This is a genomic window from Dyadobacter luticola, assembly GCF_005860805.1.
In the GTDB taxonomy this organism is placed as follows: domain Bacteria; phylum Bacteroidota; class Bacteroidia; order Cytophagales; family Spirosomataceae; genus Dyadobacter; species Dyadobacter luticola.
Window position 1 is genome coordinate 15,346 of record NZ_VCEJ01000002.1, and the last position, 14,505, is coordinate 29,850.

Consider the following 14,505-nt stretch of genomic DNA (forward strand, 5'->3'; position numbering starts at 1 on the left):
ACTAATCCTAAACCCTTGAAAAATAACTTTCTGACATTCCTAAACCCACTTTTAATCGCCGCGCCGCTGACATTGCTGGCGACAGAAACCCACGCGCAAAAAGCCTATTTCATCGATGGTTATCATGGCGGTGTTTACGGACATTACCCGGTGGGCTACACCCAGTTTGTGGTAGACCAGCTCAAAAAAAATCCCAACTGGCGGGTGAACCTGGAAATCGAGCCGGAAACCTGGGATTCCGTGAAAGTACGGGAGCCCGAGGCGCTGGCGGAGTTTCAGAAACTGTTTGCAGACCAGTCGATTGCTGGCCGCGTGGAGTATGTAAGTCCGGCTTATGGGCAGAGTTACCTCTACAATATTTCGGGCGAGAGCATTATCCGGCATTTCGATTACGGGATGAAAAAGGTGCGCCAGCATTTCCCGACGGCGGTTTTCACAACTTACTCTTCCGAAGAACCTTGTTTCACGAGCGCACTGCCGCAGATTTTGAATTCTTTCGGCTACAAATATGCCTCTTTGAAAAACCCGAATACCTGTTGGGGCGGCTACACGCGGGCTTTTGGCGGGGAACTGGTGAACTGGATCGGGCCGGATGGGTCAAGGATTACGACCGTGCCGCGCTACGGCAGTGAAGGATTGGAACCGAACTCGACCTGGCAAACCGAGGGCTGGACGAATGCGCCAAAGTACATAAATGATGCATTGAAATCGGGCATTAAAAATCCGGTGGCGATGACCTTGCAGGACGCGGGCTGGCGAAATGGGCCGTGGATCGGGAATGGCGAAAAAGGTTATCAGCCAACAGAATACAAAACCTGGCGCGACTATTTCGCTAATGCTTCCATCGGAAAAGCGACACAGGATTGGCAATTTTCACAGGAAGATATGCAGGTGAGCCTGGTTTGGGGCTCGCAGATTTTGCAGAAAATTGCCCAGCAGGTGCGGGTTTCGGAGAATAAAATCGTGATGGCGGAGAAAGTCGCCGCATTCAATAAAGTGTACTACGGCATCCCGGTCCCGCAAACTTCCATCGACGAAGCCTGGCGGACACTCATGCTTTCCCAGCACCACGACTGCTGGATCGTACCGTACAATGGTAAACCCGGTCACACCTGGGCCGATAAAGTAGTCGCCTGGACGGATACCACCAATCACATCAGCGACGGCATTATCACAGCTGCGAAGACGAATGTGGCTGGTGAGCAGTATGTCAATGTTTTTAATACAACTGGAAATACCAGAACCGAGCTGGTAACCCTGCATTTACCGGCAGGAATTGACGCGAAAACATTCAGTTTGGTTGATTCAAAAAACAAGGAGATACCGGTGCAAATCGGCGCGGATCAGGCTGTTTATTTTAAGGTGAATGTTCCTGCGATGGGTTTTTCTCAATTTAAAATAGTAAACAAAAAACCTTCGCAAACTGGGGGCGCGAAAGCTGGCGTCACGGCTTCCGGGGATGTGATTTTGGAAAATGACCATTATAAACTGGTTTTGAATAAAGCGAAAGGTGGCAGCATAAAAAGTCTGATCGTGAAATCGCTGGGTAACAAGGAATTTGTGGATGTGAAAAGCGAACGGTCTTTTAATGAACTGCGTGGGAATTTCTACGATGACGGCGGATTTCATTCTACGACCGAAAATCCGGTGACGATCAGCATTATTGAAAATGGTCCGCTGGTGGTGACGGCGCAGATCAAAGGCGAGCTGCTGTCCAATCCTTACACTCAGACAATTACCCTCAAACAGGGCGACCGTAAAATTGCCTGTGAGCTGAACATTGACTGGCAGAAAAATATCGGGATCGGCAGCGATTACAAGCAGCACGAAAAGATCGATCCGAAAGATGTTCACAAACCTTTTTATGACGACAGCCAGAAGCTGCTCGCCTTGTTTCCAGTCAATTTTAAATCACAAAAAATATATAAGGATGCGCCTTTTGATGTGACGGAAAGCAAGCTGGAAAATACGTTTTTCAGCCGCTGGGATAGCATTAAGAACAATTTGATGGTGAGCTGGGTAGATTTGTATGACGACAAAAACCATGTAGGCCTGGCCTTACTTTCCGACCAAACAACAAATTATACCCACGGCGAAAATTTCCCGCTAGGACTGAATGTGCAATATTCCGGCGCCGGGCTTTGGGGCAGAAACCATACCTTGACCGGCCCGAACAAAATGCGCTACGCCCTGATCCCCCACGCCGAAAAATGGGACAAAGCAAACATTTCCAAAGAATCCCAAAACTGGAACGAACCAGCAATAGCCCAAATAACCGACAGGTCAAAAGAAGCGGACAAATCCCTGGTCGATTTATCGACCACCCCTTATCAATTGCCGGCGATTTCAATCGCCGGAAAGGAGTTATTGATCAGGCTCTTCAATGCCGATGGCGATGATAGCGCCCAGAAAATTGTATTGGGCGGCAAGGCAGATTCAGCAGCTTTGGTGGAGTTGAACGGAACAGTAAAAGAAGAATTGAAAATGAGTAACAAGGATGGCAAAACGGTTTTGAATGTAGCCATGCCGCGGTTTGGCATCCGTACCATCCGCCTGACGAACTTTGTAGCGGAGTGATTTTTAGCTTTGGAAAAAAATAAAATATGAAGCAGATACAGATCATTCTCGCATTGTGTTGCCTGACATTTTCGGCTTACGCGCAGAAACTCAAACTGAGCCCGGTTTTGCAAAATAATATGGTGGTGCAGCAAAACCAGCCTTTCAAAGTGTGGGGCCAGGCGCCTGCCGGGACGGTGATTTCCATTCAGGCCGACTGGCAAGCAGCGCCGTTAAGTGTGGCGGCCAATGCCGAAAACCGGTTTGTAGGCATTATCCCGGTGCCGGTCGCGCGGAAAGGTGATTTTTCAAAACACCAGATCACGGTTTCCACTCCGGATGAAAAACGGGTGCTGGACAATCTGCTGATCGGCGAAACCTGGATTTGCAGCGGCCAGTCGAATATGCAATTTTCGATGCATGAAACATTGGATTCGGCCAGGGAGGTACCGGCGGCAAATTATCCGCAGATCAGGCTTTTTAGCGGCAGTCTCAATTTCAGTAACGAGCCTTTGGACAGCATTCAAGGCACCTGGCAGGAATGTACACCGGCGACAGTGTACAAATTCAGCGCGGTGGGTTACCATTTCGGGCGGGAGCTTTTTGCAAAATTGAATGTGCCGATCGGCCTCGTTTTTACCGGCATAGGTGCGTTGGCAGCGCAGGCGTATGTGCCCCGCGAGGTGCTTGCAGCGGATACAATGCTGAACCGCGTGTATTTGCAGCCTTATCTGGACAGCCCGAAATCGAAGGAAAAAATGGATGGCGGTTTTACTTTTGAGAAGGTGACGCGGCCATTTTTACTGTATAATGCGGTGATCCATCCGTTTATTAATCTGTCTGTCAAAGGTTTTATCTGGTACCAGGGCGAGTCCAACCGCGGCGAGCGCGAAAGTTATACGCGGCTGACGCAAACCATGATCCAAAGCTGGCGGGCGGCGTTCGGGCAGGGAAATCTGCCATTTTATTACGTACAGGTCGCACCGTTCTGGTACGATAAGCCCGATTCAACTTTGGCGGATTATGCGTTTTTCAGGGAGGCGCAGGAACGTGTGAGCGATTTGGGAAACACCGAAATGGTGGTGACGATGGACGTGGGCGAATCCAGGGACCTGCACCCGAAAAACAAAAAGCCGATCGGGTTACGTCTGGCAAAAACCGCCCTGAACCGTACTTACGGGCTTCTGGACGAAGCTTATCAGGGCCCGAAGTTTGACTATGCCGAGTATGGGAGCAAAGAAGTGAAGGTGTACTTCCGTCCCGAAACAGTTTTGAAAGGATTGGAAACCAATAATGCCAAGGCACCGGAGCACTTTTTCATCGCAGGAGCTGACCAGAAATTTTATCCGGCTACTGCCAAAATCGAAGGTAAACATTTGGTGCTGACCAGCTCAAAAGTGAAAAAGCCAGTGGCCGTGCGGTATGCATTTACCAACTTTCCGGTGACCAATTTACAAAACAAAGACGGCCTGCCGGCATTGCAATTCCGTAGTGACAACTGGCCCGAGCCTGCGCCTGCAAAGTGACGTCCTGCGCCGCAGCAGCGTATATTCGCATTTGTTGCGTATTTTCGAAGGTTGGGCACCAGGCAACTGCGGCCCGGCCAGGTAATCTCAATGAAAATAATGACAGATCCGAAACCATCGATGGGCGACCTCGCCAAGAGGCTCAATGTTTCAAAAACCACCGTATCATTTATCCTGAACGGAAAAGCGAAGGAAAAGCGGATCAGCGAATCCCTCGTGGAAAGGGTGCTGGCGGAGGCCGCAAGCCTGGGCTACCGTCCCAACCAGTTTGCCCAAAGCCTGCGCACCGGCCGGACCAACATTATCGGTCTGATGGTCGAGGACATTTCCAACCCGTTTTTCGCCAGCATTGCCAAGCTTATCGAGGAAAAGGTGTACCAGAATGGCTATAAAATCGTGTATTGCAGCACGGAAAACGACGTGGCGCGCGGTAAAGAATTTTTGACCATGTTCTCGACATTGAGCGTCGACGGCTGCATCATTGCCCCCACGCAGGGGATGGAGCAGGAAATCCAAAGCATGCTGGATAGCGGTAAAAACCTGGTGCTTTTCGACCGGATCTTTGGCAACGAGGGTGCGGAGGCGATCATGGTGAACAACCAGGGCGGCATGTACCAGGCAGTGGAACATCTGGTAGCGCGGGGCAGGAAGAACATCGGGCTGGTGGCGCTGGCGCTGGACGATCCCGAAAAGGAAGACCGGATCATTGGGTTCAAGCAAGTGATTGCAGACCATGGTTTACCGAGTTATGTGTTCCCCATGCCATTTAAAGGGGGATATGAATTTTATTTGCAGGATATCCGGGACATTTTAGAGAAAAATCCGGAGCTGGACGCGATGGTATTTGGTACCAACTACCTCGGCATTGCCGGGCTGGAAGTGATCAATGATATGGGCCTGAAAATCCCGGACGATATGGCGATGATCTCTTTCGACGACCATGATCTGTTCCGCATTCACCGCCCGGGCATCACCGTCATCGCGCAGCCCATCGAGGCGATTGCGCAGAAAGTGATCGATACCCTGATGCTGAAATTGCAGAGCCCGGTGGGTACGAGGCCCGCCGGAGAGGTGATTACATTGGCTACGTCGCTGATTGTCAGAGCATCATCATAGTGTATGGGGAGTAGCTGGGGGAGCGGATTTTTGAACATGGATTCCCGAATTTTTCGCTGCGTACTGATCGTCTCGCTCACCGGCTTTCTGTCCGGGTTCGATTCCATCGTCATTTCGGGCATCAACCTGCCCGTCCGCCACCTTTGGCACACTTCCGACTGGTTTCACGGCACATTCATCATTTCCATCGCCTTGTGGGGCTCGGTGGCTGGCGCGGTGATTGGCGGGTATCCGACGGAGCGCTGGGGCCGGAAAAGGGCATTGCTGCTCACCGGGGCACTTTTTGTGACGGCCTCGCTCGGCACGGCGCTGTCGGTTTCGCCTTATATGTTTGCATTTTTTCGATTTATCGGAGGTTTGGCTTCGGGCATCGGTACCATCGCTGCCCCGACTTACATTGCCGAAGTGAGCCAGGCCAAAGACCGCGGCAGGCTGGGCATTTTGTTCCAGGTTAACCTCGTTACCGGCATTCTCATGGCTTACATTTCCAATTACGCACTGGCCGGCGTGGGCGGCGCGCACGAGTGGCGCCTCATGGCTGGCGCGACAGGCGTAGTTGCATTGATTTTTACCCTACTAGCTACGGGTATTACCGAAAGTCCGCGCTGGCTGACGCGCACCGAAACATTGACATTGAAAACAAAACCTTCCGGCCTTTTTTCAGGAAAGTATACTAAAATCCTGCTCATAGCCTTGCTGATGGTGTTTTTCAACCAGTTTTCCGGGATCAGTTTTGTGCTTTTTTATGGTCCGCAGGTTTTGAAGGAAGCAGGTTTGGGCATGTCGCAGTCGCTGCTTGGCGGGGTATCTATCGGGATCGTGAATTTGCTGGGGACGTTTGTCGGGATGTATTTTATTGATAAAGTCGGCAGGCGGCAGCTGATGTTTGCCGGGTCGGTGGGGTATGTGGTGAGTTTGTCGATGATGGCTTTGGGATTATACATTGGATGGCCGGGCTGGTTTGTGCTGATTTTTATGCTAAGTTTTATCGTCTCCCACGCTATCGGGCAGGGGGCGGTTTTGTGGGTTTTCCTGGCTGAAATATTTCCTACCAAAGTTCGCGCATTCGGGCAGGCCTGGGGCTCGGGGATGCTGAATGTCTTCGCCGGGCTGATCACACTTTTCGGTTCAGTACTGATCAATCAGTTTGATGCCTGGGTCATTTTTGCCGGTTTTGCCTTCCTAATGGTTTTACAGTGGTTTTTCGTATTTTTTCTGATGCCCGAAACGCGCGGTATTTCGCTGGAAGAGCTTGAAAATCAGTTTTCCTGAGCCGCTGCCTTATTTTGTTTTTATATAAAAAATCAATTTTGTGAATGTTTGCTAAACCGATTAACTTAGCTCTTCATGAAAAGATTTTACCTGCATTGCTTTTTACTGCTACTCACGTTTTCGGCCTGTAAAAAAAAGGCACCCGATGTCTTGTTCAGCCTGATGACGCCGGCAGAAACCGGTATCACGTTTTCCAATGATATCCGCCAGACCGATTCGCTGAACATCCTGAAATACATGTACTTCTATAATGGTGCGGGCGTGGGGCTGGGGGATATCAACAATGATGGACTGACGGATATTTTCTTTTCGGGCAACATGGTTTCGTCCAGGTTATATCTCAATAAAGGGAATTTACAGTTTGAAGACATTACCGAAAAAGCCGGCATTACCACCAAAGGCTGGTGCACGGGCGTGGCGATGGTGGATTTGAATGCGGATGGTTTGCTCGACATTTACGTCAGTCGCGCGGGAAGTCCTGATCCGGCTGAGCGGGCTAATCTGCTATTTATCAATAAGGGAAATAATACATTCAACGAATCCGCCGCAGCTTACGGGCTGGCAGATACGGGTTACACGACGCAGACTGCATTTCTGGATTACGACAAAGACGGCGACCTGGACGCGTACGTGCTTACCCACGATCATTCACCAAAAGCCGTCTCCAACCTTATGCCGATCCGGACGCACGGCGAGGCAGCCAATACGGACAGATTATACCGGAATGAAGGCATCGGGCCGGAGGGTCATGCTGTTTTCAAAAATGTGTCTGCCGAAGCCGGCATTCAGATTGAGGGCTATGGGCTGGGTGTGGCGGTGAATGATCTTAATGAAGACGGCTGGCCGGATATCTATGTTGCCAATGATTTTCTGAGCAACGATATTTTATATATCAATAACCACGACGGCACCTTTACAAACCGGATCGGCGAGTACATCAAGCACCAAAGCTATAATGCGATGGGCGTGGATGTTTCGGATTTTAATAATGATGGTTTGCAGGACATTGTGGTGCTGGACATGCTGCCCGAGGATAATTACCGGCAGAAAATCATGGCCGCCGGGATGTCTAATGAAAAGTTTGACCTCATGCTGCAAACCGGCTATCAGCCTCAATATATGCGCAATACCTTACAGCTGAACAACGGTAATGGACATTTCAGCGAGATCGGTCAGCTGGCGGGCATCGATAAAACCGATTGGAGTTGGAGCCCGCTTTTCGCCGATTTCGATAATGACGGTTATCGCGATTTGTTCGTCAGCAACGGACTTTTGAAGGATATGACTGACAAGGATTTTATCAAATACAGCCAGCAGTCCACGATGTTTGAGGAGAAGGAAGTGATTGATAAAAAGCTATTGAAACTCATGAATGATATGCGGGGCGTGAAGGTAACGAATTATGTTTTTCAGAATAATAAAGACCTGACATTCAGCCACCGAAAAGATTGGGGGATGGATAAAGCCTCTTTTTCAAACGGCGCTTCTTTTGCAGATCTGGACAATGATGGTGACCTGGACCTGGTCGTCAATAATGTGAATGAAGCACCATTTTTCTACAAAAATGAATCGCAAAAGCTGTCAAAAAATAACTGGCTGCAACTTGCATTGCAAGGCGATTCGCTGAACCGGCTCGGGCTGGGGGCGAAGGTAACATTGCGCTACCAGGGTCAAATGCAGGTTTATGAGCATACTTTATATCGTGGTTTTCAATCGACGGTGGGGAGTACTGCGCATTTCGGTTTGGGAAATGTAAACCGGATTGATACTTTGGAAATTCGCTGGCCGGACGGTCGCGTGCAGCAAATGCGGAATGTCAATGCAAACCAGCGGCTGGTTTTGAAACAAAAAGATGCAAGTTCTCCGCCTACCGGCAAGCCCAAAAAGTTAAGTCCGATTTTCACAGAAGTTTCACAAGAGCACGGACTAGATTTTACACACATTGAAAACCAGCATTACGACGTAGCAGCGCAGATTCTCAGTCCGCAAACGTACGCGACGATGGGGCCAACAATGTCGGTCGGCGATATCGATGGTAATAGCTTGGAGGACCTTTTTATCGGTGGTGCGGCGGGCATTCCAGCGGTCTATTTTTTGCAGCAGGGCAATGGTCGTTTTGTTAAAAAGGCATTTTTTCTGGATTTGGCTTGCGAAGATACCGGCAGCCTGCTTTTCGATGCGGACGGTGATGGCGATCTGGATTTGTATGTCGCGAGCGGTGGTAATGAGTTCAAGGCAGATTCGCCGCTGTACCAGGACCGGTTGTATAAAAATGACGGTAAAGGAAATTTCACCAAAGATATCACCGCGCTGCCCAAAATGTTGGCGAGCAAAGCCTGCGTCACGGCCTCGGATTTTGATCAAGATGGAGACCTGGATCTTTTTGTCGGCGGGCGATTATTGCCGGGAGAATATCCCTCCGCGCCGGAAAGCTACATTTTAAGAAATGACGGCGGGAAGTTCACGAATGTGACCGCCCAGGTTTGCGCCGGTTTGAAAAACATTGGTATGGTAACTTCTGCACTCTGGACAGATTTTGACCGTGATGGATTAACGGATTTGCTGGTAGCCGGAGAGTGGATGCCAATCACATTTTTTAAAAATAAGAATGGTAAGTTGGTGAATGTCAACGCTTCTGCCGGTCTGGGCGAAACCTCAGGCTGGTGGAGGAGCATGGCCGCCGCGGACCTCGACCACGACGGCGACATGGATTACATTCTCGGAAATCTCGGTGCAAACCTGCCTTTCCGCGTGACCGAAAAAGAGCCGCTGACGATGTACAGCGGTAACCTCGACGGTAGCGGAATCCACCAGTCGCTGCTGACCTGGTACATTCAGGGAAAAAATTATCCCTGGCCTTCCCGCGACGCATTACTACGTCAGATGCCGCGGCTGGGAAAGCGTTTTTTTTTATACGATGAATATGCCAAAGCGACGGTGGAAGATGTGGTTTCGCCCGAAATTCTGCATAAAGCTGCCGTGCTTAAAAGCAGTTATTTCTCATCTTCCATCGTCGAAAACCTGGGAAAAGGCAAGTTCCGGATCCGGCCGCTGCCCGTGGAGGCGCAGTTTGCTCCGGTCCAGGGCATTTTACCCAAAGACATCGACGGCGACGGCAACATCGATCTCATCCTCTCGGGCAACTCCTACGCCCCGGATGCGTCCATCGGGCGGTTTGACGCGATGACCGGGCGGTACCTGAAAGGCGATGGAAAAGGGAACTTCAAAACTGTCAGTTCCGCCACATCCGGGCTTGGGCTTTCGGGCGATAACCGTGCTCTGGCAGAGCTGGTTATGCCAAGTAAAAAATCGCTGATTATTGGTGCTGCCAACTCGGGGAGGCTCGAAGTCTATACCCGAACCGGGCACTAAAAATCCGGTTTGGTGAAGCACAAAAATCCGTTCGCAAAATAAATTTCACGACGCGTCCAACCTATTGGCCCGCGGCAATCTCTTTGCACTAAATAGTAACCGGATCTTGACATTTAGCGATACAATGGTGACTTAATGTTGAAAAATAAATTTCCATTTCGACTTGAAAAGTTTAGTTTTCGCTCCTTACCTTGTATCAAACCCTTTTGACATTCATCCCTAACAATAATTAGAGCAATGATCGCTATCAGCATTTTAAATTTGCGCGTGTTATCGCATGCACATCCCCCCGACCTGCCAACGTATAATCTTCTAAGTCACCACCTGTTTCTTTTTTAAGTTTTTAGTTTGATTCGTTGATGGGCTATGCTCCGCCAACTTCGCTCATTATAGCTACCTATAATTGGGCCGAAGCATTGTATTGTAACCTTTTGAGTGTTGCAAAACAAAGGATTTTACCAAAGGAAGTGATTATTGCTGACGACGGGTCGGATAATAAAACGCACAGTTTAATCGTCCGGATGCAGGAAACATTTCCTGTACCGCTGGTGCATGTATGGCATGAGGATCAGGGTTTTAGGAAAAGCGAAATACTCAATAAAGCCGTCGCGCAAAGTACAGGCAGCTACGTGATCCAGGTGGATGGCGACGTGCTGCTGCACCCGTCTTTTGTAACCGATCACCTGGCGGCCGCCGAGCAGGCTGTTTTTATTCGGGGTAGCCGCGCCAGGATTACCGCCGCCAAAACCGAAACTTTGCTCCAAAATGCCGATGTGAACCTTAAATTTTACTCTCCCGGCGTGTATAACCGCTTGAATGCTTTGCGCATGCCAGGCTTATCTCGCCTCGGCTATCGCAAGGAAATGAAGAGCCGCAGCGTGCGGGGAAGTAACCTGGCTTTCTGGAAGGACGATTTTGTGAAGGTCAATGGCTACAACAACGATCTGAGTGGCTGGGGGCATGAGGATGAGGAACTTGCGGCAAGGTTTATCAATAACAACATTGAAAAAAAGATCGTGAAGCTGGGCGCGGTCCAGTTTCACCTGCATCATACCGAGTTACCAAAGCCTAACGAGCCGCATCATCGGCAAGTGATTGAAAAAACGCTGGATAAGAAAGTTAAAAGATGTACTAATGGATACCAGGAACTTCTCTAGTTCGCTTATTATTTCCACTTACAATTGGCCCGAGGCGCTGCGGCTATGCCTGCTGAGCGTCAAAATGCAGTCCGTTTTGCCCTGCGAAGTGATCGTGGCCGACGACGGATCGACAGCCCAAACGGCCGAGCTCATCGAGGCGATTCGGGCCGATTTCCCGGTGAAGCTCATCCACATCTGGCAGGAAGACGAGGGTTTCCGCCTTTCCAAGATCCGGAACAAAGCCATCGCCACCAGCTCCTGCGATTACGTGATCCAGATCGACGGCGACCTGGTGCTGCACAAACATTTTATCAAAGACCACCTTGCGATGCGGAAGCGCGGCACATTCGTAGCGGGAAGCAGGGTACTCATGGACAAGCCTTTATCTGATAAACTGGTACAGCTGCAAAGGCCGCGGGTCGATTTGTTCCAGCCGGGTTTGAAGAACATTTGCAACCGTTTCAGCATCCGCTGGCTGAGCCGGTACATGGCCGACCGGTATAAAAATCAGGATATTTTTACGTTGCGTGGCTGTAACATGGCTTTCTGGAAAGAGGATCTGGTGCGGGTAAATGGTTACAATGAGGTTTTTCACGCCTGGGGCCGGGAGGACAACGAAATCGCCGTGCGGCTTCTGAATTCCGGTTTGAAAAAACGCGCGATCAAGTTCGGCGGCGTGGTTTTCCATATTTTTCATCCCGAAGCCGACCGGGCGCGTTTTCGCGAAACGGACGAACATTTACTGGAAAGTGTGCTGCGGAAATCGGTGTATTGTGCGCAGGGATTGCATCAGTATATGGGCAGCCTGGCGCCGGTAATGCAGGTTGAAAATGAAGTTTTGGTTTAATTGATAATGGAAAAAAGTCGGCTGATTTCCATCATTCTGGTCACATTCAACGCAGAGGAGTATTTGCAGCGGTGCCTGGATAGCATCTTTTCTCAGGCATTTCCGCACATTGAGATCATTGTCATGGACGGAAAAAGTACGGACCGTACTGTCCAGATCCTGCAGCAAAACGCGAAGAAACTGGCTTTCTGGAAGAGTGAAAAGGACGCCGGGATCTACGATGCGATGAACAAGGCGCTGGAACACATTCAGGGAAGCTGGGTCTATTTTATTGGCGCAGATGATGTGCTGACACCCGAATTCTCAAAGTTTGCTGAGCATTTAGCAAATCCCAATCTGATCTACTATGGGAATGTGATCAAGTCCGGCAAGAAATATCTCGGCCAGCTTTCTCCGTATCAGCAGGCTAAAACCGGGATCAACCATCAAGCCATCATTTACCCGGCTTATTTCTTCAAAAACCGCAGATACGACACCCGCTACGCGATTTCCGCCGATCACGTGCTCAATATGGGCTGCAATAATTTGCAAGATTACGCTTTCAGATTCCTGGATTTTGACATTGCGGTTTTCAATGATACCGGCATTTCGTCGACGCAAAAGGATCTGATTTTTGAAAAGGAAAAAGGCAGATTGATCCTGCAACATTTCGGGCTGGCAATCTACCTGCGGTTTGTTTTTAAGAAAATGAAGGAGCGGATTTCGGGTCGCTAAAAGTCATTTTTACTGCTGAGTAACATTCCTTTTTCCCGGTCGAAAATGATCTTTGGCGGGAGTTGCAGGATTTTGGCCAGGAGTTTATTCCGCCACTTTCTTTTCGGGACGATTTTTATTAAACCAACTAAAAAGCGGTAAAATGCTGGCGTAGTGCCACTTTTCCTTTCTTTTTCTAACAAATTCCTCACTTGCTTTAAATATTCATCGCGCTGCTCGTAGCTTTTTTGGTTCACTGACCTAAATCGAAAACCGGCCAATAGAAAAGACGTGGTGTACAACTTCTGGTACCGCGAAAATCGCAGCCATAACTCGAAATCTGCTGCCAGCGAATAATCCCGCGCCATATAGCTCCCGGCTTCTTCCCACAATTCCCGCCGCCAGAAAACCGATTCCTGCTGGATAAACTTTCCGTCAAACATCAAAAGCCGCCGCCGCGACCAGCGCTGGGTATAGTTTAGGTCATCGTACAAAAAACATTGCCCGGCTTCATTGAAAAAAGAATTTGCGCCCATCAGCCACTTTACCTCCTTGAAATGCTGAAAAATTTCACCCACGGTAAATAAGCTTTTCGGATGATGCAGATCGTCAGCATTGATCCAGGTCATGATTTCGCCGGTCGAGCACGCAAAACCTTTTTGAATCGCATCATATAATCCGCCATCTTTTTCACTCACCCAAAATGCCAGTTGATTTTCATATTTACGGATAATTTCCACTGAACCGTCAGTGCTGCCGCCGTCGATAATGATGTATTCGAGATTGGGATATCTCTGATTCAGGATGGAGCGAATCGTTTCTTCCAGGTAACTGGCTTGGTTGAAGGAGGGCGTCACGACGGTGATTCTGGGCAGATTCAGGGACATTTTGCGCGCAAGTTCAATGCTTTACTTTTGACATAATTTTTATAATGTCCTTTAAACAAGAACTTTACACGCCGCGACAGACTTACCTTGATCCATTTCAAAGGCAATAAGTTTTCATGAAAAACCGCAGCCGGGTCTAACGCCTGAACTTGCGCCGCCACGTTTGCCAATGCTTTGAGATAAGCTCCGTAAACGATTTTTTTTAGATCATTCCCCAGCACATATTGTTCGGCAGTAAGTCGGAAGCTGTTTTCAACGCAATACCTGAAATCGTGAAAATGATAAAATATGAGCCGGTTTTTTGCGCCATCGGTCGACCGTAAATATACGTTGCCAGACTCGGTAAAATAGTTATACTGTGTTGAATTCCAAGGTGCTACGCCACCGCCGGGATGTTCGAGCACGTGTACGCCTTCGAAGCGCTCCGTCCAGTCGTCGAGGTATTTCTGGTCACCGAACTTGCGGTCTTCGAAGCGGGCATAGCACCATTCGAGGCAGGCGTCCATCCACCATTTTAATGCTGTCAATCCGTCCGGGGTATTTTTGAATGTCACAAATTGTACGCAGTAAATGCCGCTGAGCGCCGCCTGGTCATATTCCGGGCTATACCGGTGCTCGGTGATAAGGACGGATTTTTCGCCCATTTCGTCCGTCAGCACTTTTGGATCTTCGAAAAAAAGCAGGTCGGCATCCAGGTAAGTGCAGTGATCAAGGTCGTAATGTTGAATGCAATGCCAGATTGTAAACGAGGTGCACGTCCAGCAATATTCGGCGGCGGTACGATTGCTTTTTACCGAAAGCAGCTCCGGTGTTTCAAATTCTTTCAGGGAAATGATGGTCGCATTTGAGAGGTTCATCCGGCGTAGCAAATCGCAGCTGATGTCATCAAACGCGAAGATATAGAGCTGAAAATCAGTGGTTTGTTTTAATAGCGATTGGTACATCGCCACGCCACGCGAGAGATAAAACGAATTGAAAAGCGTGCAAAAATTCTGCATTCAAAAATGTACTTAGCGGAAGGATTTTTTGAAATACAAATATCAAAGATTATCCCGAAACCCGTGCCGTTTTGAGGCAATAAGCTAACTTGCGCGAGT

10 protein-coding genes are annotated in these 14,505 nt (G+C 49.2%); 8 read left to right on the forward strand and 2 right to left on the reverse strand.

Annotated features, from left to right (window positions below; translation table 11 throughout):
- Positions 1–15: 15 nt before the first annotated feature.
- From FEN17_RS00095 to FEN17_RS00130, 8 genes are all read left to right on the forward strand, one after another.
- Positions 16–2,577, forward strand: a complete 2,562-nt coding sequence (locus FEN17_RS00095) for a glycoside hydrolase family 38 C-terminal domain-containing protein (protein WP_205748076.1) — start codon at positions 16–18, stop codon at positions 2,575–2,577.
- Between the two features lie 26 nt (positions 2,578–2,603).
- On the forward strand, positions 2,604–4,082 hold the full coding sequence (locus FEN17_RS00100; RefSeq protein WP_138363295.1) for a sialate O-acetylesterase: 1,479 nt from the start codon (positions 2,604–2,606) through the stop codon (positions 4,080–4,082).
- A gap of 99 nt (positions 4,083–4,181) precedes the next feature.
- Positions 4,182–5,198, forward strand: a complete 1,017-nt coding sequence (locus FEN17_RS00105; protein ID WP_171037790.1) for a LacI family DNA-binding transcriptional regulator — start codon at positions 4,182–4,184, stop codon at positions 5,196–5,198.
- A 36-nt stretch (positions 5,199–5,234) separates the two neighbouring features.
- The gene (locus FEN17_RS00110) at positions 5,235–6,470 is read left to right on the forward strand and encodes an MFS transporter (protein ID WP_138363297.1); all 1,236 of its coding nucleotides are present in this window, start codon (positions 5,235–5,237) and stop codon (positions 6,468–6,470) included.
- Between the two features lie 75 nt (positions 6,471–6,545).
- Positions 6,546–9,842, forward strand: coding sequence for a VCBS repeat-containing protein (locus FEN17_RS00115; protein WP_138363298.1), 3,297 nt, complete (start codon positions 6,546–6,548; stop codon positions 9,840–9,842).
- A 359-nt stretch (positions 9,843–10,201) separates the two neighbouring features.
- On the forward strand, positions 10,202–10,999 hold the full coding sequence (locus FEN17_RS00120; RefSeq protein WP_138363299.1) for a glycosyltransferase family 2 protein: 798 nt from the start codon (positions 10,202–10,204) through the stop codon (positions 10,997–10,999).
- The gene (locus tag FEN17_RS00125) at positions 10,977–11,828 is read left to right on the forward strand and encodes a glycosyltransferase family 2 protein (protein ID WP_138363300.1); all 852 of its coding nucleotides are present in this window, start codon (positions 10,977–10,979) and stop codon (positions 11,826–11,828) included. Before FEN17_RS00120 ends, FEN17_RS00125 begins: the two co-directional genes overlap by 23 nt.
- A 6-nt stretch (positions 11,829–11,834) precedes the next feature.
- Positions 11,835–12,542 carry a glycosyltransferase gene (locus FEN17_RS00130; protein WP_138363301.1) on the forward strand — a complete coding sequence of 236 codons (708 nt, stop codon included), beginning with the start codon at positions 11,835–11,837 and terminating at the stop codon, positions 12,540–12,542.
- Here FEN17_RS00130 and FEN17_RS00135 read toward each other — a convergent pair.
- Positions 12,539–13,408: a glycosyltransferase family 2 protein gene (locus tag FEN17_RS00135; RefSeq protein ID WP_229208627.1), complete on the reverse strand. Its 870-nt coding sequence runs from the start codon at positions 13,406–13,408 to the stop codon at positions 12,539–12,541. The two genes, FEN17_RS00130 and FEN17_RS00135, sit on opposite strands and share 4 nt — an antisense overlap.
- On the reverse strand, positions 13,399–14,406 hold the full coding sequence (locus tag FEN17_RS00140) for a glycosyl transferase (RefSeq protein ID WP_171037791.1): 1,008 nt from the start codon (positions 14,404–14,406) through the stop codon (positions 13,399–13,401). The genes FEN17_RS00135 and FEN17_RS00140 overlap by 10 nt, the downstream gene beginning before the upstream one ends.
- Positions 14,407–14,505: the final 99 nt, after the last annotated feature.